Source organism: Aeromonas mytilicola subsp. aquatica (assembly GCF_044336385.1).
GTDB classification, from domain to species: Bacteria; Pseudomonadota; Gammaproteobacteria; order Enterobacterales; family Aeromonadaceae; genus Aeromonas; species Aeromonas rivipollensis.
Genome location: NZ_CP172298.1, coordinates 3,695,547 through 3,713,854, shown reverse-complemented (window position 1 = coordinate 3,713,854; position 18,308 = coordinate 3,695,547). Strand labels below are relative to the sequence as shown.

Here is an 18,308-nt window from a genome sequence, read left to right as displayed (position 1 = left end):
TCCACATGAGAATTGCTTTTTGCGATGCTTCCGATAAAGCAAGGGCTGCCCGCGGGCAGCCCTTCTGACGTCGGCGAGGCAACGCCGATCTTAGCCCGTCAGCTCCCCTACCTGGCGGTTCACCTGACCGGCAAACAGCTGGTGGAAGCGGGAACCCGGATTGGCCAGCAGGCTGACCGGGGATCCCTGTTCCACCACAGTGCCGGCCTCCATCACCACGACTTTGTCCACCGACAAGAGCGGCTCCAGATGGTGGGCGATCACCAGGTAGCTGGCCTCTGGCCGGTAGCGATAGAGCAGCTCCGCCATCTTGCGCATGCCGCCGTGGCTGAGATCCGAGGTGGCTTCGTCCAGCACTATGAGGGGGCGGCGCGACAGCAGGATGCGGGCGATGACCAGCAGCTGGGTCTCGCCGGCGGAGAGCTGCAGCCTGTCGAGGTCCTCGTCCAGCCGGCCAGCGCAGCGCTCGGCCAGACCCACCCGACTCAGCGCCAGCTCCAACGCCTCGTCGCCGTGGCAGGTCAGGGGGGCGAGATTGGCGCGCAGAGTGCCGAAGAAGGTGAGGGGGATCTGGGAGACGGTGTCGTACAGATCGCGCACCGCCTCCGGCGCCAGGGCAGAGAGCGGCTGATCGCTGTAGTAAATCTCTCCCTGTGAGGCCGGATACATGGCCTGCAGCACCCCGAGTAGCGAGCTCTTGCCCGCGCCGGTGCGGCCGCAGACCCCCACCTTCTCGCCGGGAGCCAGCTCGAAGTTGACCCTGTGCAGGGCCCACTGGCTGGCGCCCGGGTAGCGCAGCCCCAGGTTGTCGAAGCGCACCGCCGGATGGGGGGTGGCGAGGGCCTCTCCCTCCTGGCGCTCACTCTCTATCTCGCTGTATTCGCGTACCCGCTCCACCGCGTTCATCACCTGCTCCACTTCGGCGAAGGTACGGATCAGGGAGTTGAGCATGGCCGAGGCGGTGAAGGCGTAGGTGATGGCCACGGCCCCCAGCAGCGGGCTGTTGCCAAAGGCCACCATCAGCGCCACTGCTCCCACCAGGGCGGCGGAGAGCAGGGTCTGGTGCATGCCAAGCCAGCGGTTGATGGAGGTGGTGGTGTACCAGCTGCGCAGGTTGTTGTCATAGTGATGCAGCACCTGATCCAGGGCGAAGCGCTCTGCCCCGGCCAAGCGCAGGGCGGGGGCGCCGCGAATGGTCTCGCTGATGCTGATATAGAGCGGCGAGCGCAGCACCGAGGACTGGCGCCGCAGCTTGAGCTGCACCGCCCGGTAGCGTCGTTGCAGCACGTAGAGCGCCCAGCCCACCAGGGGGGCGATGAGCAGCAGCAGGGGGATGTTGATGCCGATGACCACCACCTGGAGCAGCACAGAGACCAGCATGCCGAACAGTCCCATCAGCATGGAGAGCAGCACCTCCTGGGCCTCCCCAAGATCCCGATCGAAGCGGTTGAGGATGCGCCCCTGGGGCACCTTGTCGAAGAAGGCCATGGGGGCGCGGCTGATGCGGCCCAGCATGCCGTCGAACAGGGTCCAGGCCAGCTTGAGGCCGAGTTTGTAGTTGATGACCCGCACCACCATGATGCAGACCAGCGACCCCGCCCCCAGCAGCACATAGATGCCGAGCAGGGTACTCACATCGCTCACCTCGGCCTTGCCGCCGAGCCAGAGATCCGAGGCGATGCGCAGCCCCTCCTGACCTAGCGTGAGCAGCAGGGCGATCAGGATGGCGCCTGGGGCGGCCAGGCGCTGCCACATGAAGCCAAACAGGCCCCAGTCCACCTTGCCCTCCACCACCTTCTCCTCGCTGAACTGCTCCGCCTCCTGGGGCGCCACCAGAGGGGTGGGTTGCGGGTGCTGGATGAGATCCGCCAGCTGGTGGGCGCCTAGCTCCACCAGGCGGCCCTGCTCGATGCGGATCACCCGATCGCAGTGGGCCAGCACGTCCGGATCGTGGCTCACCAGCAGCCGGGTCGGCCCCGGCTTGAAGGCGAGCCCCTGCTCCAGCACCTGGGCCGAGACCATGGGGTCCAGCGCCGACAAGGGGTTGTCCAGCAGCAGGATGTCGGCCTCTGCATAGAGGGCGCGGGCCAGGGCGACCCGCTGCTGCTGGCCACCGGAGAGGCGGGTGCCAAGCTCTCCCACTAGCGTCTGCTCCCCGTGGCTCAGCAGCCCCAGATCCGTGGTGAGGGCGCAGGCACCGAGTACCCACTGGTAGCGATCCTCGTGCCAGGGTTGGCCGAACAGTATGTTGTTGCGGATGCTGTCGTTCATCAGCCAGGGTTTGTGGCCGAGGTGCGCCACCCGGCCGTTGCGACGGATAGCCCCCTCAAAGCCGTTGTCAAAACCGGCGACCAGGTGCAGCAGGCAGCTCTTGCCCGCCCCGGTCGCCCCAGTGATCCCCACCAGCTCCCCCGGTTGTATGCTGAGGCTGACCTCTTGCAGTACAGGTTTTTGCTGGTGCAGGGCGGTGACCTCTTCCAGCACCAGGCTGCCGACGGGCAGGCTGGTGTCGGTGAGATCCCTGTGCTGCTCCGGGCTGCTCAGAAACTCGCACAGCCGGTTGAAGCCGGTATTGAAGTTGATCAGGGTACGGATGAGGTAAGGCAGCCGCATCATGGGGATCCGCAGCACGGCGAACAGGGCTATGGTAGTGAACACCTGGGGCAGGGTCAGGCTCTGGCCCGAGGCCAGATAGGTGGTGAAGGTGGCGAGCGTCACCAGCAGCGGGGTGCTCATCATCAGGAAGCTGTTGATGGCATCGAGCTTGAGCACCCGACCCAGCACCCCCAGCTCCTGCTGGCGCTTGGCGTTGGCCGCCCGGGTGAAGAAGGCGCCGAGACCGTTTTGGCGCACCAGCCGCAGCTTCTTGATGTATTCGGCCAGTATGCCGTTGCGCTCGTCCTGCTGACGCTTGAGCTGCTGCTCCTGCTGGTTCATGCGGCGCACCACCCGGGTGGAGAGCAGCAGCAGCAGGGTGAGCACCGCAAAGCCCACCAGACCGGCGCTGCCCACCTGCCACACCAGCAGGGCTATGGTGCCCGCCAGTTGCAGCGCCATGGTGAACGGCATGGCGGGGTCTGCCAGAATCCAAGTAATGTCCCACACGTCCCGGTTGATGAGGTTCTGTACCCGGCCGCCGGCCCTGTCGTCGAAGCTCTTGCCGCCGAGCTTCATCACCTTGGCGAGCAGGGACTCGGCCAGCAGGCGGCGAATGGGGACGTGCATCTTGAGCGCCAGCTGCAACGAGTGCTCCGCCAGCATGCCGGCGGCGAGCACAGAGGCAAACAGGGCGAAGGCCAGCAGCAGCTTGTGGCCTGTGCTGGCCCCGGTGCCGAGCTGGGTCATGCTGTGGTTGAGCAGCCAGGGACTGGCCAGGGTGGCCAGCATGCCGATCAGCTGCAACAGGGTGAGCAGGCCGATGCGGCGGCGGTAGTGGCGCCAGATAAAGGCCATGATGGGCCAGGGGCGCACCGGCGCAGCGGCGGTGAGCGCGAGGAAGGCGTCGGCCCGCTCGTCGCGCCTGTCTTCCGGCAGCAGGGGGTAGAGATCGTCGAGACCGACCTGGGGCTCGGTCAGCCCCTTGCGTTGCAGCGGGCCCGTCCAGTGATAGAAGAGGCGGCTCAGCCAGCCGGCCGAGATTTCCGGATGATCCAAAGGGTGTCCTTGTTGTTTTGTGTTGCTTCCGACAGGGCGGGGCGGCTCATGGGCCGCCCTCGATATTCTTTTTATGGCGGGTTCGTCGCCCGCGGGGGATCAGCAGCCCCGGTTCAAGCGGATGAGTCTGTCCAGGATCTGCTCACCGTCGACTCTCAGGCCGTTGTGCTCGTACTCGTTGGTGATCCAGGCTCGGCTGTTGCCAAGGCCCTTGAGGGTGTCGCGGCTGTAGTCGAACTCCACGTACATGTCCTCGGCATAGACGGCGCAGGCCACTGGCACTGTGTTCTGGGCCAGCTGCGCCTGGTCGTAGAGGGGGCCCCAATCGGCCTTTTGGGCCAGCAGGTGGGCGGCCTCCTTGAGCGGCATCAGCTCGCGGAACTGCTCGAACATCCAGGGGAAGATCATCTCGCCGGTGAAGGCGAAATCCTTGCCGGGCGCCCAGGCCAGGGCCGGAAACTCCCCTCTGACCCGCTCGGCCGCCCAGTTGCTGGCGGCCCCTTCGGCATAGATGGATTCATGCAGTATGGCGAACACCGGATTGGTGTTGAACGGTTGCATGGCCTGCACCTTGTAGAGGAAGGCGGGGTTGATCCGCTCGCCGATGAAGGCATCCTCCAGCAGGTAGTAGAGCTCCTCGAAGGCGCCGCTGGCGCCGAGATCCAGCCCCTGCTGCTGCAACTGCTCCACCGTCAGGCGCTGGCCGTTGGGCAGGCGCACATCGTGGCGGTGCAGGTGAGTCGCCAGCCGGTTGGCGATGGCCTGGGCATGGGGGAAGCGGGCGAAGAAGGCGCGGTTCTTGTCCGCCACCCGCTGATAGGTGGCGCGGTAGACCTCGTCTGCGCTGCGACCTATGGGGGCCACGCCGCCGGTGAGGTAGACCTCGTGCAGGCTGTCCGGGAACAGGGAGAGATAGGTGAGGCTGCAAAAGCCGCCGAAGCTTTGGCCAAGCAGGCTCCAGGGCCGGTCCGGGCTCAGGGTATCGCGAACGTATTCGGCGTCCCGCACTATGCTGTCGGCGCGAAAATGACTGAGGTAGTCGGCCTGCTCCCCCGGGGTGAGCCCTGCCAGCGCCTCGGCGCTGATGGGGGTGGAGTGGCCTGTGCCGCGCTGATCGAGCAGCAGTATCCGAAATTCCTGCAGGGCCCGCTTGATCCAGCCGCCGCTCGCGGTCGGGCGCGGCGCGCCAAAGCCCGGCCCCCCCTGCAGATAGAGCAACCAGGGCAGCTCATCGTCCAGCCTGTCCTGGCGACAGAGAGTGCGGCCAAACAGGGTGATGCCCTCCTCGTCATCCGGTTTCTGGTGGTCGAGGGGCACGGTAAAGAAGTGTGGCTCGCAATGGATGCCATCCAGCACATAGTGCAAGGGGCTGCTCATCTGGGGTCTCCCTGGGATCGGAAATCGTCGGCCTCATCATAGCCCTGGCTCGCAGACGGGTCACGCCGGTTTTCCCGATAATGAGCGGACCTATGACGAGGCCCTCTCCCAAGTGCCCGGCCGCTTTATTGTTGCGGACCGATTGACCTTGAACTGAACCGGGATCAAGATGAGCGGCCTGCCGAGGAGGGCAGGGGAGCTGGACACAACAGGATGAGGTGGGCTCGATGAAGCCGCGATGGATAAGGTTCAGAAAGAGAAGAAAAGAGACGGATCCTGAGGGCGTGCTGCAGGCGGGGTTGCTGGTTTTCAGCGCCACCTGCGGGGCGACCCTGTTGCTGGCGGCCTGTAACGGCGGCTAGCAGTCATGAAAGGCCCATCCGGCAGGGTGGGCCTTTTCATTTGCCCCCCTTTCCCGGCAGCGATGGACCGGCCTGGAGCCCTTTGCTGGCGCGGGTTTGCGGTAGTCAGATACCTGCTGCTATGGTCAATTTACGACGGGATCCACAGAGGGAGGCGATCATGAATAGTCGTGAAAGAGTACTGGCTCATTTGGCCACAGATCACCGGGTTGCAGGATTGACCGCTGGCGAGGCTCTGGCCGGTATCAGCCACTCGATGAGTTCGCTTCTGCTGCAACAAGATCAGCATTTCTTCCGCAGTCATGCCGATGACCCTTGCCACGAGGTCGCCCGGGCATGTTCTGCCGGACATGTCTGGCACGGCGATGAGAATCGCTATTAGGGGATGACATTTCGGGAAGGGGAGATGCAGAAAGGCCCGCTCAGATGAGCGGGCCTTTCGAATTTGGCTCCTCCTGCTGGACTTGAACCAGCGACATACGGATTAACAGTCCGCCGTTCTACCGACTGAACTAAGGAGGAATTATTGGTGCCCAGAGACGGAATCGAACCGCCGACACGGGGATTTTCAATCCCCTGCTCTACCGACTGAGCTATCTGGGCAACGGCGCGCATTAAACCCTTTCTGCGTCTAGGTGTCAACCGCTGGGGGAATAATGCGGTGCCGTTCGCTCGATAACCGAGCAATCGATCCTGCTTTCCCCCATTTTTCCCGCCCTGTCGCGCTGTGTTCATGGGCAACGTGAGTAAAGGAGGCCAGATCCCTTGAACGAACGTCATGGCTCAATGACGGCCATGACCTGATGCCCAATCACAAGGGGCGAGCCGATGAGCGGGGGCCTTGCTTCTGACGGTGTGTCATTCAAACGAGTTCTTTTATGCTCCCGGGCTGACCCTTGGTCATCAGTAGCTCCATGGTGGAAAACACTGATCCCCAAAGATCCTGCAATGTATTTTGTTTTCCTTGAGCTGGGGGGGGACGGTATCTGTGGTGGCGCCTGTCAAAGGCGGGTTATTGCACTTTTTGACCTTTTTGCGGACACCGCCATTTGGGCGGGGGTCGGGCAAGGCAGTTATCTTGGTCCGCCGCATTGAGCCGGTTGCGCTCTGCGGGTATGCTTTGCCGCAACCATCCCCCTGGCGGCGACCCGGGCCAACGCGGCCGCAGCGTGCCTGCCAGCAGGGACTGACATCCATCCAATACCGCCTGGGGTTTATATGAGTATCAACATGCAAGAGTGGCGCGACGAGACCACCGCCATCGTCAACGAGCTGCTGGCCGATGGCAGCAACCCGAGTCTGGACTACGAGATTGAGCACCACTTTGCCTGTCAGAACTTCGATCTGCTGGAGAAGGCGGCGGTGGACCTGTTCAAGGCCGGCTTCGAGGTGACAGATGCCGAGGAGATGGAGCTGGATGACGGTGCCACCATCTTCTGCTTCGATGCCACAGTGGAGTGCAAGCTGGATATCGAGACCATAGTGGCCGATATCGAGAAGATGCTGCCGATCCTCGAAAAATACGGCGTGGATTACGACGGCTGGGGCACCTACTTCCAGGAGTAAGAGTGTCTTCCTGGTTGCCGGTGAGAAGATGCTGACCGTTTTTCCCTCGAAAAATACGGCGTGGACTACGACGGCTGGGGCACCTACTTCCAGGAGTAAGGTGTACTCGTCAGCGCATCGAGAAGATGTTGCCCATGCCCTCGACAGATAATAAAAAGGCCACCTCGGTGGCCTTTTTGCTGTGTGCGAGTCAGTCGGGCAACTGGTAGTTGCGGGCAAACTCGGCGGGGGGCAGGGGGCGGCTGAACAGGTAACCCTGCAGGCGATCGCAGCCCGCCTGTGCCAGCCAGGCCTGCTGCTCCACGGTTTCCACCCCTTCGGCGGTGATCCTGATGCCGAGTTCATGGCCGAGCCCGATGACGGAGCGGACGATGGCGGTGGTGGCCTGGTTGCTGGCCAGCCCCTGGGTGAAGCTCCTGTCGAGCTTGAGGGTGGCCACCTGCAGCCTCGGCAGGTAGGCGAGGGAGCAGTAACCTGTGCCGAAGTCGTCGATGGCTAGCTGGAAGCCCGCCTCGATGAGGCAGGCGAGGTTGCTCTCTATCTCGTCGGCATTCTCCATCAGCACCCCTTCGGTGATCTCCAGCTCCAGCTGCCAGGGGGCCAGCCCGTGGCGCTCGATGCAGTCGAAGATCTGCGGGCAGAGTTCGGGATCGCGGAACTGCAGCGGTGACAGGTTGATGGAGAGCACCAGATCCGGGGCCGCCACCTGCCAGCGTGCCAGCTGGGCACAACCCAGCTCCAGCATCAGCTGGCCGAGCTGGCCGATGAGGCCCAGCTCTTCCGCCAGCGGAATGAACTCGTCGGGGGAGATCATGCCGAACTCCGGATGAGGCCAGCGGCAGAGCAGCTCGGCCCCGTGCAGCCTGTTGCTGTGGGTGCAGATGATGGGCTGGTAGACGGCGGTCAGCTCGGCCGACTTGATGGCCAGCGGCAGCTGGGCGGCGATGAGCTGACGGCGCTTGAGCTTGGCGTCCAGCTCGGGGTCGAACAGGGTGCAGTGCTGCTGCTGGCGCTTGCCCTGGGCCAGCGCGGCTTCAGCGTGGCTCAGCAGGCGCTCGGCCTCCTTTGCCTTGCCGTGGGCTATGCCGAGGAACACCGGGATCTGGATCCTGTGCTCCTCGACCTGGTAGGGGGCCATCAGCTCCTGTTGCAGGTTGCGGCTCCACTCATCCAGGGAGAGGGGGAGTTCGGGCAGCAGCAGGGCGAAGTCATCGGCGGCAACCCGGCAGAGCAGGGACTGGGGCGGCGCCAGCCGTTGCAGGCGGCGCGCCACCTGGCTGAGCAGGCGGTCGGCGACCCGGATGCCGAAGCGATCGTTGATCTCGCGGAAATGTTGCAGATCCACCAGCAGCAGGCTGGCCTTGCGGGCGCCGAGGTGGCGGCTGGTTTGCAGGAAGTGGGAGAGCTTGAGCAGGCCGGTGAGGCTGTCGTAGTGCTGTTCCTGTTGCAACTGGGCCTGGGTGGTACGCAGCCCTGTGATGTCACGGCTCAGGGTGAGAATGCCGAGGGAGTTGCCCTCGTCGTCCGGCACCTCGACCCGGGTGACCTCCAGGTGACGGCCCTTGCCCTGGGCATCCACCACGCAATACTCCCCCTGTCCCAGGGTCTGTTCGACGGGCAGGCGGGGCGGTACTCGCCGACCCAGGGCGTCGCTTGCCGACAGTCCCATGAAGTCGAGGAAGGCCTGATTGCAGTCGATGAGCACGCCCTGGTGATCTTCGAGGCGAATGAGGTCAGGGATGGCATCCAGCAGGCGGCGTTGCAGCAGCTGCTGCTGGCGGAAGGTCTGCTCCAGCTCCTTGCGCTGGTCGATGGCGCTGACCATGGCGAAGAGGGCGAGGGGGTCACCCTGCTCGTCATAGAGCGGCACCTTGTGGATCTCCATCCAGTTGGCGCCGGCCCCGCCGTGGCAGTGCAATTGCTGGTGCAGCAGGGGTTTGCCTTCGGCCAGCAGGCGCCCGTCTTCCTCGCGGAACAGATCGCCCCAGGGCATTTCGGCGTCCGTCTTGCCGATGAGGTCGCCCGGCTGTGACAGCCCGGCCTCCCGGGCGAAAGCCTTGTTGGCAAACAGGTACCGTCCGGCCGTATCCCGGCAGAAGATATTCATGGGTAACTGGTCGATGATCTGCTGCAGCAGCGCCAGGGAGAGCGAAGAATTCACGTGAGCACTCACGGAGGAGACTTCGAGCAAATCTATGATAACAGGCCAGTTTTGTAAAGCGTGGGTTAAGAATCCGCCATTTATGTGGATCCCTGCTGACAGTCTGTGTCGTGATCGCCATAATAGCCGCCGGTTGGCCTATGGCCTTATGGACGAGAGAAGCAGCATGAAGAAGATAATGGGGGGCGCCCTGGCCCTGTTGATGGTGGGTTGTGCCAGTGACAACAATGGTGGCGAGCAGTACCGCTATACCCCGCCGGTTGCCAAGGCGACCAACAACACCCAGGAGATGGCAATTCCGGTGGATCTGGTGTGGGCCCGCGCCGAGAAGTGGTTTGGCGATCACGGCCTGAACATCGAAAACAGCCAGCGTGGCTCAGGTCTGATGACCGCCAACGTCGAAAACGCGGCCGAGGGGCTGGAGTGGCTGGATTGCGGCACCATGGGTTCCAAGGTCGCACTGGGCAACCCCAATCTGCAGATCAACCTGATCATCACCCAGAGCGGCAACAACAGCGTGGCGACCGTCAACGTCAAGGGCAACACCCAGCTCTACTTCGTCGAGTCCTCCGGCGAGCGCGTGCTGGCTCCCTCCATCACGCCGGTCTGCGTCTCCCGCGGCAGCCTGGAGCAGAGTCTGTTCGCCACCCTGGGCAACTGATCCTGCCCTGCCGGAGCGCATGAAAACCCCGTTGCCTGCAACGGGGTTTTTGTTTTGGGTCGCGAGCGCCTTGAACCCGAACCGGCTCTGGGCCAAAAACAACACCCCCGGCTGAGCCGGGGGTTTTGTCGTACTGGCGGCGGTTGCCGTTAGAGGGCGCTGTCACCGTGAAACAGCGTCCGCTCGCCGGACTTGAGCACATAACCCTTCCAGGGGAAGAGCTGGTAGGCTCCTCCCTGCCAGGACCAGCTTCCTTCCTCGCCCTGGCGCTCAAGGGGGATCAGCTCGCCGCTTGGCAGGGTTAGCTCTGCCTTGCTCTGATCGGCGTTGAACAGCACGAAGGCGCTGCCGGTCTCGCTGGCCTCGAGGGATTGCAGGCGCACCGCCTGCTCGAACAGGCGTACGCACTGGCCGAGCAGGGGGGACCACTGGTAACCGGCGCTGGCACGGCAGCCGTGGGCATCCTGATCGTTGCCGACCAGCTGGGGAGGCTGGGTGCTGCAGGCCGCCAGCAGCAGGGAGGCGGCCATCAGAGTCAGGGTTCGCATGCTTACTCCTGCTTGTCTTCGAGATTGTCCCGTTCGATCACGACGTTGGAGAAGCCCAGCTCCTTGAAGTAGTTCTCTCTGTAGTCCTTCACGCTCTTCTTGTCGCGGCGGCACACCTGGGCCAGCTGGGCCTCCATGGCGTGGAAGCTGGAGAGATCCAGCCCCTCGGCCGCGGCAATGGCGTCATAGATGCTGTTGAACTTGTCGTTGGCGTAGCCTATCTCTTTGGCCTGCTTCTTGTAGGTGTAGGTAATCTTAAACGCCACTGGGGTCTTCCTTCTGTTTGGCCTGTTTGCGTTGAACATAGAGATAGAGACTCTCTACCTTCTCTCGCGCCCAGGGGGTCTTGCGCAGGAACTTGAGGCTCGACTTGACGCTGGGATCCTCGGTGAAGCAGCGGATGTTGATCTGCTGCCCCAGCTCTTCCCAGCCGTAGTGCTCGACCAGGGCGGTGACTATCGCCTCCAGGGTCAGTCCGTGCAGTGGATTGTTTTTTTGCGAGGCGCCTGGTTTGGACTGGTCACTCATGCCTGATCCGCCAGCTTGGCAAAGGGCTGACCCATGCGGGTGGTGACGCCGTTGGCCAGATGGGGTTCGAAACCGGCCAGCATGCCGGGGCCAAACAGGCAGACGACTGTGCTGCCGAGCTTGAACAGACCCATTTCGGCGCCTTTTTGCAAGGTGATGGCCTCGTCGCCGGTGTAATCCCAGCGCACCACTTCCTTCTGCTTGGTCGGCGCTATGTTGCCGGCCCAGATGGTTTCGATGCTGGCGACTATAGTGGCGCCAACCAGCACCAGCGCCATGGGGCCGTGGGGGGTGCGGAAGGTGGCGACCACCCGCTCGTTGCGGGCGAACAGGTTGGGCACGTTTTCGGCGGTGAGCGGGTTGACGGAGAAGAGATCCCCCGGCACGAACACCATGCTCTCCAGCACGCCGTCCAGGGGCATGTGGATGCGATGGTAATCCTTGGGCGCCAGATAGATGGTGGCAAAGTCGCCATCCTTGAACGGCGCCACCAGATCCTCGAAGCCACCCAGCAGCTCGCGGGCGCTGTAGTCGTGGCCCTTGGCCTGGATGATGCGGCCCTGATGGATGGGACCGAGTTGGCTGACGGTGCCGTCCACCGGCAGGGCCAGGGTCATGGCATCCTCGACCAGCGGACGGATCCCCGGCTTGAGCTCGCGGGTGAAGAAGGCGTTGAAGCTCGCATAGTGGGCCGGATCTTCGTGCAGCGCTTCGCTCATGTCGACGCCGTACTGCTTGATAAAGGCCTCGATCACCCGGGTAGTGAGGTTGCCAGCCTCGGCGGCGGCAAGCTTGCCGACCAGGCGGGAGAGGGCGTGTTTGGGCAGGCAGTATTGACCGGCAATTTTCAGGTTGTCAGTGATGCTCATGATCTTCATCTGCTCTTTCTAAAAAGAGGGAGGTTGATTGGGTCACAGCCGGGCTTGTTGCCGACCGTGGCGGGCTTCCTGCATGGTTTCCAGGATGCGGTGATAGTTGTGGAAGCGGTCAGGGCTGATGGCGCCACTGCTGACCGCCGCCCGCAGGGCGCAGCCGGGATCGTCCTTGTGGGTGCAGTCGCGGAACTTGCAACTGCCGAGGTAGTCGCGAAACTCCACGAAACACCAGGTGATGCGATCGGCTTCCAGGTGCCAGAGGGCGAACTCGCGGATCCCGGGGGAGTCGATGAGATCGCCGCCGCTCGGGAAGTGATAGAGCCGCGCCGTGGTGGTGGTATGGGTGCCCAGCCCCGAGTTTTCGGAGATCTCGCCGGTGAGCACGCCGAGCCCTGGCATCAGGGCGTTGGTCAGGGACGACTTGCCCACCCCGGACTGGCCGACGAAGATGCTGATCTTGTCGGTCAGTGCGGCCTTGAGCTGGTCGAGCCCTTCGCCGCTCTCGCAGCTCACCAGGATCACCGGGTAGCCGAGCTTGCGGTAGGCGGCGAGCTGTCCCTCGACCCGTGTGCGGGCCGCCTCGTCCAGCATGTCGACCTTGTTCAGGACGATGAGGGGGGCGATTTCCACATCCTCGGCGGCCACCAGATAGCGGTCGACTATGTTGGTGGAGAACTCGGGCATCACCGCCGAGACGATGACTATCTGGTCGATATTGGCGGCGATGGGTTTGACCCCGTCGTAGAAGTCCGGCCGGGTCAGCACGGAGTGACGGGGATGCACCGCCTCGATGACCCCGGCGGTCGCGGCATTGAGGCCGGGACGCCAGACCACCTTGTCACCGCACACCAGGCTGTTGATGCTGCTGCGACGCAGGTTGCTGCGGTGTATGGTGCCGTCGACGGCTTCCACGTCCGCGTGCTGGCCGAAGCGGCTGATCACCACCCCTTCGATGGCCGGGCCGAACAGGGTGTCATCCACCACTGTGGTGTGATCTTTTTGCAGCCGCCGCTCGCGGTTGGCCTGAACGCGCCTCTGTTGACCCAGATTGAGTTTTGCTTTCTTTGCCACTCGATTCGCCAGTTTATGAACAGATCCAAAGCCAGTATGATACATGCAAATTGGCAAAATTCCGCCATTCCTCCCAATAGAGAGAGCAATCATGACAGTCAGCGCGCAGAACCTGGTATGGATCGACATGGAGATGACGGGTCTCGACCCCGAAGAGAACGTGGTTCTGGAGATTGCCACCATCATCACCGACAAGGATCTGAACGTGCTGGCACAAGGGCCCGTCATCGCCATTCACCAGAGCGATGAAGAGCTGGCCAAGATGGACGACTGGAACGTCAACACCCACACCAAGAGCGGACTGGTCGCCCGGGTCAAGGCGAGCGAGCACGACGAAGCCCGCGCCGTGGCCGAGACCCTCGACTTCATTCGCCAGTGGGTGCCCGAGCGCACCAGCCCCCTGTGCGGCAACAGCATAGGCCAGGATCGCCGCTTCATGGTCAAACACATGGGCGAGTTGGAAGCCTTCTTCCACTACCGCAACGTCGACGTCAGCACCATCAAGGAGCTGGTGCGCCGCTGGCAGCCGGAGCTGCTGGATCAGTTCACCAAGAGCGGTTCTCATCAGGCGCTGGACGACATCCGCGAGTCCATCGCCGAACTGCAGTTCTACCGCAGCCACGTCTTCAAAATCTGAGTCCCCGGCAAGGGGTTGCCGTCGCTCGGTTGCTAAAATCGGCAGTTCGGCCAGCTTTTGAGCGAACGGCTGCACAGTGACAAAAAAGCCCTTGCAATTGGAATGACTGCTCTTATAATTCGGCTCCCGTACAGTAGCGCAAGCAACCAAATGCTGTACGGCCGTTTTAAGGCAGTTGCGGGAATAGCTCAGTTGGTAGAGCACGACCTTGCCAAGGTCGGGGTCGCGAGTTCGAGTCTCGTTTCCCGCTCCAAAATCTGATGATGACACTGGTTCAATCCAGCCCGATGCGGGAATAGCTCAGTTGGTAGAGCACGACCTTGCCAAGGTCGGGGTCGCGAGTTCGAGTCTCGTTTCCCGCTCCAATCATCAGTCAGCCTCAAGACAATCTATGTTGCGGGAATAGCTCAGTTGGTAGAGCACGACCTTGCCAAGGTCGGGGTCGCGAGTTCGAGTCTCGTTTCCCGCTCCAATACGTATTAGTAAGCTACTGCAGATGATTATTCCGATGCGGGAATAGCTCAGTTGGTAGAGCACGACCTTGCCAAGGTCGGGGTCGCGAGTTCGAGTCTCGTTTCCCGCTCCAAATCACTTGCAGAAGACATCCTGTTGCGGGAATAGCTCAGTTGGTAGAGCACGACCTTGCCAAGGTCGGGGTCGCGAGTTCGAGTCTCGTTTCCCGCTCCAATACGTATTAGCAAGCTACTGCAGATGATTATTCCGATGCGGGAATAGCTCAGTTGGTAGAGCACGACCTTGCCAAGGTCGGGGTCGCGAGTTCGAGTCTCGTTTCCCGCTCCAATCACTTGCAGAAGACATCCTGTTGCGGGAATAGCTCAGTTGGTAGAGCACGACCTTGCCAAGGTCGGGGTCGCGAGTTCGAGTCTCGTTTCCCGCTCCAATCTCTCCTCGAAGTTCATGAATCCAATATTTCAATACACTCATCGCCACATTCAGTTGGCAGAGCATGATCCGCGCCTTGCCAAGGCTGGGGTCGCGAGTTCGAGTCTCGTTTCCCGCTCCAATCTCTCTTCGTAGTCCTAGTCGTTCATTCTTTTTCTTATCCCCATTCGAATAGATTCCGTATCGCGCCGCGATGCTTTGCCATATCCGCTTGTCAGCACCTGTGCCGGTTTCCCGTCATTGCCCCCGGTCCATGGACTATGGCGGCGGCAGCTGAGCGTAGGCGGCTTGGGAGAGGGGAGAGGCAGGTCAGGGCGGCGAAGAGCTCGCCTGATACGGGGCGGGGAATGGCAGGCAAAAAAATAGGAGGGGCCTTGGCTCCTCCTGCGAGTTCACGGGTGCGGCTTAGAGCAGAGTCACGTTCTCAGCCTGCGGGCCTTTCTTGCCCTGGGTCACGGTGAACTGGACTTTTTGACCTTCAGCCAGGGTCTTGAAACCTGTGCTCTGGATGGAGGAGAAGTGAACGAAAACGTCCGGTCCCTGGGATTGCTCGATGAAGCCAAAACCCTTGGTTTCGTTGAACCATTTTACTTGGCCGGTGCGAATGTCAGACATGTGGTAAGTCCTATCTATAACAAAATGAAACTAACGCCTTGTTGGGCAGCATTTGCCTAGAATGCAGGGGCCTACCCATGACTGACTACGTCGATGTGTTCCAGTGGCATGCAGTACAATCCCTGTCTAAAGCACAACCGATTGTACTGGAGCCCGATCCCTTGTCAATTTGGCACTTTTCATTTTTTGAGCGAGCTAAAAGTATTGGGAAGTCAGCGGCTTGTTTCATGCTTCTGGTCAAAAAAACGGGAGGCCATGGCCTCCCGTTTCATCACTCCTTGAGGGCGAACCCTTCGCCCTGTCGGTCGTAGCGGTAGTTTGCCTGACCAAAGGAGCGGATCTCGACTCGCTGGATGCGGCGGCTTGTGTCCACCAGGATGAACACCGACTTGCCCGATTGCAGCCGGGTCAGCGGCCTGTCCGGCCCCTCTATGGCGATCAGGCGGCTCAGCTCGGCCCCGGGCAGTTCAAACTTGCGCCAGATGGAGTAGAGGGTCTCGCCAGCCTGCACCTCGTGCTGCAGCCAGGTGCCATCGACTTTCTCCTCGACAGGTTTGGCCGCGGCCGGCGCACTGCTTGCGGCCCCGTTGCCCACGGTCAGCGCCTGGGTCGGGACGGCCAGCGGCACGGCGAGCGAACCGGAAGGCGCCGCCTTGGGGGCGGCGGGGGCGGGTTCCCAGGCCAGCAGCAACAGCCAGAGAGGCACCAGCACCAGCAGGCCTATGGTGTGCTTGTGCGGCAGCGGGCTCGCCAGCTTGAATGAAGCCGCCTTCGGCTCCTTGTTACGCTGACCAAGGCCGCTCAATCCCTGGCCAAGACGTTGACGCAGGGGCAGGGTTGCGGCATTGATACGATGGAGCAGGGTTCCTTGTGATTCGTCTTGGCGACGCTGCTGGGCTCGTCTGTTATGGCCACGTGGGCGACGGTCCGGGGTGGGCACGGCATTTACCTCTCACTACATTGCCTGCCATCAGGCAAATATAGTGCCTATGGTAAACGGACTCGCCCCCGAGGGGGAGAGCCCTGAGCATGAAAATTATCAGCTGAGACGAAATTGCCCCAGCAACTGCTGCAAACGCTCGGCCGCCTGGCGCAAGGCCTGGCTGGCTTTCGCCGTATTGGTGGCATCCTGGGCTATGTCGTTGGCCAGTGCGTTGGTTTTTGACAGGTTGCCTGAGACTGTCTCGGAAACCGAGCTCTGCTCCTCGGCGGCGGAGGCTATCTGATAGGTCATGTCGTTGATGGTGGCGATGGCCTGGAAGATGCTGTCCAGCGCCGCCTCCGCCAGATCGGCCTCGCCCACGGCCTGATGGGTCAGCTGCTGGCTCTGCTGGATGGCGTTGACCGCATTGGCCGAGCTGTGGCGGATCTTCTCGATCAGCTCCTGGGTGTTCTGCACCGCCTGCTGGGTGTTGCCCGCCAGCTTGCGCACCTCGTCGGCCACCACCGCAAAGCCGCGCCCCTGCTCGCCAGCCCGGGCCGCCTCGATGGCGGCGTTCAGCGCCAGCAGGTTGGTCTGATCGGCGATGCCCTGAATGACGGTGAGTATGCTGGTGATCTGCTCGCTGTCGTGGGCCAGCCCTTCTACCACCTCGGCTCCCTTGCCCGCCTCGGCCGCCACCTTGTGCATGGACTGGATCACCTGCTGGAAGCGCACCTTGCCCTGATCCGCCGCCCCCTGCGCCTGCTTGGCCGAGTCGGCGGTGTTGTTGGCGTGGGTGGCCACCTCCTGACTGACATAGGACATCTCCTGCACCGCGGTCAGCATCTGTTCCATCTCCGCTTGGTGATGCTGTAGGTTGCTGTCGGTCTGGCCGGCGATGCGGTCGGTATCTCCTGCGTGGCGATGGACCTCGCTCGCGGTTTTCTGCACGTCCCCGAGCAGCACCTGCAACTTGTCGATGAAGCGGTTGATGCCGCGGGCCAGTGCCCCCAGCTCGTCCTGGGCACGAGTGTTCAGGCGCTTGGTGAGATCCCCCTCGCCATCGGCGATGTCATCCACCAGGCTGACCATCTGGCGGATGGGGCCCGTGATGCTGCGTGCTATCGCCAGCATGGTGGCCAGGGCCAGCACCAGTACGATGAGGGCACCGATGAGCTGCTGGGTCATGGCGGCCCGGTTCATCTCGGTGAGCTGGCTCTCCAGCTCGTCGGCCCCCGCCAGCACCACCTGGTAGGGCAGGGTGACTATGATGGCCCAGTTGCGGGCCATGCCCGGCACCGCGATGGGCACAGAGATGCGAAACGCCTCGTCGAGCTCCTGGCGTTGCAGCTCGGGTTTGAGGTATTGCTGCCAGCCGTCGCCCAGCAGCTTGTCGGCGCGGCTGCCGAGCAGGCTGGCGTCCCCGCTGGTGCCTGTGATGACGCCGGCGGAGCTGACGATCAGGGTCTCTCCCTTGCCGTCATAGATGTTGCTGTTGAGGGACTGGGCCTGGCGGCTGATGGAGTCCACCGCCAGATCCAGCGCGGCAATACCCTTGAACTGACCGCCCACCAGTATGGGGGTGGTGATGGTGCTCACCAGCACCTGCTGGCCGTTGATGTCCACCTTGAAGGGATCGATGAGGCAGGAGCGCCCCTCCCGTTTCGGGCAGGCGTAGTAGTCGTTGGCCGGATTGCCGAATTCGTCCGCGTCGCTCTTCTCGATGGAGAGCAGCAGATCCGAGCCAATGTTCTCCTTGTCGCGATAGAAGTAGGGGACGAAGCGCCCCTTGTCATCGCTGCCAAGGGCGCTCTGGCCTGCGAAGGCGCTGTCCTGGCCATCGAAGCCGTTCGGCTCGAAGCCCGCGAAGGCACCATAGAGTTGCGGCTCCAGGCCGAGCTGCGCCTTGAGCAGGTCCGTGGCCTGCTGGCGATCCAGCGGCAGCTTGCCCTCCTGCTGCAGGGCGAAGACGCTGGCCATCTGCTGGGTATAGGAGAGCCCCTTTTGCAGCAACTGGGTGATGGTGGCGGCCTCGGCGCGGGCGTTGGCACTCACCTTCTGCCACGCCTCCTGCTGCAGGGCCGCGCGACTGGAACTGATGGTCAGTTGCTGGGTCTGCTTGCTCGAGTATTGGTTGAGCAGGATCAGGATGACCAGGGCCGTGGTCATGGCGACCCCCGCCAGTACCAGGATGCGATTCTGGATAGAGCGAAACTGCATCTCGTGTTCCTTGTGAGTAGAAAGTTGTATGAATTATCGGCATGACGGGAGATTCCTCCAGCAATGTTGATCAGCAAAGCTGAAAATGAGGGGAGGTTTTGCGATCCCTCTCAAAGAACGGCGCCCCGGCCGAATCAAGACCTGTTTAGGCCCCGGCTATTGCATGGTTTTCCCATCCGTGATTCTGAGTGCTAAAATGCGACGGTTT

Annotated in this window: 15 protein-coding genes and 9 tRNA genes; 11 read left to right on the top strand and 13 right to left on the bottom strand. The window is 62.4% G+C overall.

Annotated elements, in window-relative coordinates:
- Positions 1-90: 90 nt before the first annotated feature.
- Both ACFWHB_RS17010 and ACFWHB_RS17005 read right to left on the bottom strand, forming a co-directional pair.
- Positions 91-3,654, bottom strand: coding sequence for an ATP-binding cassette domain-containing protein (locus ACFWHB_RS17010; protein ID WP_395948906.1), 3,564 nt, complete (start codon positions 3,652-3,654; stop codon positions 91-93).
- Between the two features lie 99 nt (positions 3,655-3,753).
- Entirely contained in the window at positions 3,754-5,031 is a 1,278-nt protein-coding gene (locus ACFWHB_RS17005) for an alpha/beta hydrolase (protein ID WP_395948905.1), read from the bottom strand.
- A gap of 522 nt (positions 5,032-5,553) precedes the next feature.
- On the opposite strand from ACFWHB_RS17005, the gene ACFWHB_RS17000 reads away from it, so the two are divergent.
- The gene (locus ACFWHB_RS17000) at positions 5,554-5,775 is read left to right on the top strand and encodes a hypothetical protein (RefSeq protein ID WP_080675078.1); all 222 of its coding nucleotides are present in this window, start codon (positions 5,554-5,556) and stop codon (positions 5,773-5,775) included.
- A 64-nt stretch (positions 5,776-5,839) separates the two neighbouring features.
- Here ACFWHB_RS17000 and ACFWHB_RS16995 read toward each other — a convergent pair.
- Both ACFWHB_RS16995 and ACFWHB_RS16990 read right to left on the bottom strand, forming a co-directional pair.
- Positions 5,840-5,915, bottom strand: a tRNA-Asn gene (locus ACFWHB_RS16995).
- A 5-nt stretch (positions 5,916-5,920) separates the two neighbouring features.
- Positions 5,921-5,996, bottom strand: a tRNA-Phe gene (locus ACFWHB_RS16990).
- A 627-nt stretch (positions 5,997-6,623) separates the two neighbouring features.
- Between ACFWHB_RS16990 and rraB the strand changes: the two genes are divergently transcribed.
- A complete protein-coding gene (rraB, locus tag ACFWHB_RS16985; protein ID WP_106887713.1) occupies positions 6,624-6,959 on the top strand; it encodes a ribonuclease E inhibitor RraB in 336 nt (111 codons plus the stop codon).
- A gap of 190 nt (positions 6,960-7,149) precedes the next feature.
- Here the strand turns inward: rraB and ACFWHB_RS16980 are convergent, their stop codons facing one another.
- Entirely contained in the window at positions 7,150-9,120 is a 1,971-nt protein-coding gene (locus ACFWHB_RS16980; RefSeq protein WP_139746184.1) for a putative bifunctional diguanylate cyclase/phosphodiesterase, read from the bottom strand.
- Between the two features lie 166 nt (positions 9,121-9,286).
- Here ACFWHB_RS16980 and ACFWHB_RS16975 point away from each other — a divergent pair, with 166 nt between their 5' ends.
- On the top strand, positions 9,287-9,781 hold the full coding sequence (locus ACFWHB_RS16975) for a hypothetical protein (protein ID WP_106887711.1): 495 nt from the start codon (positions 9,287-9,289) through the stop codon (positions 9,779-9,781).
- Positions 9,782-9,930: 149 nt separating this feature from the next.
- On the opposite strand, the gene ACFWHB_RS16970 is transcribed toward ACFWHB_RS16975, so the two are convergent.
- Genes ACFWHB_RS16970 through rsgA form a run of 5 tightly spaced genes read right to left on the bottom strand, consistent with a single transcriptional unit; the run spans position 9,931 to position 12,803 of the window.
- A complete protein-coding gene (locus ACFWHB_RS16970; protein WP_395948904.1) occupies positions 9,931-10,329 on the bottom strand; it encodes a hypothetical protein in 399 nt (132 codons plus the stop codon).
- A 2-nt stretch (positions 10,330-10,331) separates the two neighbouring features.
- A complete protein-coding gene (locus ACFWHB_RS16965; RefSeq protein ID WP_005327324.1) occupies positions 10,332-10,595 on the bottom strand; it encodes a DUF2960 domain-containing protein in 264 nt (87 codons plus the stop codon).
- A complete protein-coding gene (locus ACFWHB_RS16960; RefSeq protein WP_111911998.1) occupies positions 10,585-10,857 on the bottom strand; it encodes a VF530 family DNA-binding protein in 273 nt (90 codons plus the stop codon). Before ACFWHB_RS16960 ends, ACFWHB_RS16965 begins: the two co-directional genes overlap by 11 nt.
- Positions 10,854-11,726 carry an archaetidylserine decarboxylase gene (gene asd, locus ACFWHB_RS16955; RefSeq protein WP_106888021.1) on the bottom strand — a complete coding sequence of 291 codons (873 nt, stop codon included), beginning with the start codon at positions 11,724-11,726 and terminating at the stop codon, positions 10,854-10,856. Before asd ends, ACFWHB_RS16960 begins: the two co-directional genes overlap by 4 nt.
- 42 nt (positions 11,727-11,768) lie before the next feature.
- Complete coding sequence (gene rsgA / locus ACFWHB_RS16950; RefSeq protein WP_205648351.1) at positions 11,769-12,803, bottom strand: small ribosomal subunit biogenesis GTPase RsgA; 1,035 nt, start codon at positions 12,801-12,803, stop codon at positions 11,769-11,771.
- Positions 12,804-12,894: 91 nt separating this feature from the next.
- Between rsgA and orn the strand changes: the two genes are divergently transcribed.
- From orn to ACFWHB_RS16910, 8 genes are all read left to right on the top strand, one after another.
- On the top strand, positions 12,895-13,440 hold the full coding sequence (gene orn, locus ACFWHB_RS16945) for an oligoribonuclease (RefSeq protein ID WP_111912002.1): 546 nt from the start codon (positions 12,895-12,897) through the stop codon (positions 13,438-13,440).
- A gap of 177 nt (positions 13,441-13,617) precedes the next feature.
- A tRNA-Gly gene (locus ACFWHB_RS16940) sits at positions 13,618-13,693 on the top strand.
- Between the two features lie 36 nt (positions 13,694-13,729).
- Positions 13,730-13,805: transfer RNA gene (locus ACFWHB_RS16935), tRNA-Gly, on the top strand.
- A gap of 31 nt (positions 13,806-13,836) precedes the next feature.
- Positions 13,837-13,912: transfer RNA gene (locus tag ACFWHB_RS16930), tRNA-Gly, on the top strand.
- A 38-nt stretch (positions 13,913-13,950) separates the two neighbouring features.
- Positions 13,951-14,026: transfer RNA gene (locus ACFWHB_RS16925), tRNA-Gly, on the top strand.
- A 25-nt stretch (positions 14,027-14,051) separates the two neighbouring features.
- Positions 14,052-14,127, top strand: a tRNA-Gly gene (locus ACFWHB_RS16920).
- 38 nt (positions 14,128-14,165) lie between these two features.
- A tRNA-Gly gene (locus tag ACFWHB_RS16915) sits at positions 14,166-14,241 on the top strand.
- A 24-nt stretch (positions 14,242-14,265) separates the two neighbouring features.
- Positions 14,266-14,341, top strand: a tRNA-Gly gene (locus ACFWHB_RS16910).
- Between the two features lie 407 nt (positions 14,342-14,748).
- Here the strand turns inward: ACFWHB_RS16910 and ACFWHB_RS16905 are convergent.
- The 3 genes from ACFWHB_RS16905 to ACFWHB_RS16895 all read right to left on the bottom strand — a co-directional run bounded on the left by ACFWHB_RS16905 (position 14,749) and on the right by ACFWHB_RS16895 (position 18,100).
- The gene (locus ACFWHB_RS16905; protein WP_005327092.1) at positions 14,749-14,958 is read right to left on the bottom strand and encodes a cold-shock protein; all 210 of its coding nucleotides are present in this window, start codon (positions 14,956-14,958) and stop codon (positions 14,749-14,751) included.
- 271 nt (positions 14,959-15,229) lie between these two features.
- Positions 15,230-15,898, bottom strand: coding sequence for a LysM-like peptidoglycan-binding domain-containing protein (locus ACFWHB_RS16900; protein ID WP_395948903.1), 669 nt, complete (start codon positions 15,896-15,898; stop codon positions 15,230-15,232).
- 99 nt (positions 15,899-15,997) lie between these two features.
- Complete coding sequence (locus tag ACFWHB_RS16895) at positions 15,998-18,100, bottom strand: methyl-accepting chemotaxis protein (protein WP_395948902.1); 2,103 nt, start codon at positions 18,098-18,100, stop codon at positions 15,998-16,000.
- Between the last annotated feature and the right edge of the window lie 208 nt (positions 18,101-18,308).

Coding starts and splice junctions, on each gene's coding strand:
- orn (WP_111912002.1), top strand. CDS start 12,895: ATGACAGTCAGCGCGCAGAACCTGGTATGGATCGACATGGAGATGACG.
- ACFWHB_RS16975 (WP_106887711.1), top strand. CDS start 9,287: ATGAAGAAGATAATGGGGGGCGCCCTGGCCCTGTTGATGGTGGGTTGT.
- ACFWHB_RS16905 (WP_005327092.1), bottom strand. CDS start 14,958: ATGTCTGACATTCGCACCGGCCAAGTAAAATGGTTCAACGAAACCAAG.
- ACFWHB_RS16970 (WP_395948904.1), bottom strand. CDS start 10,329: ATGCGAACCCTGACTCTGATGGCCGCCTCCCTGCTGCTGGCGGCCTGC.
- ACFWHB_RS16960 (WP_111911998.1), bottom strand. CDS start 10,857: ATGAGTGACCAGTCCAAACCAGGCGCCTCGCAAAAAAACAATCCACTG.
- asd (WP_106888021.1), bottom strand. CDS start 11,726: ATGAGCATCACTGACAACCTGAAAATTGCCGGTCAATACTGCCTGCCC.
- rraB (WP_106887713.1), top strand. CDS start 6,624: ATGCAAGAGTGGCGCGACGAGACCACCGCCATCGTCAACGAGCTGCTG.
- ACFWHB_RS17005 (WP_395948905.1), bottom strand. CDS start 5,031: ATGAGCAGCCCCTTGCACTATGTGCTGGATGGCATCCATTGCGAGCCA.
- ACFWHB_RS17000 (WP_080675078.1), top strand. CDS start 5,554: ATGAATAGTCGTGAAAGAGTACTGGCTCATTTGGCCACAGATCACCGG.
- ACFWHB_RS16895 (WP_395948902.1), bottom strand. CDS start 18,100: ATGCAGTTTCGCTCTATCCAGAATCGCATCCTGGTACTGGCGGGGGTC.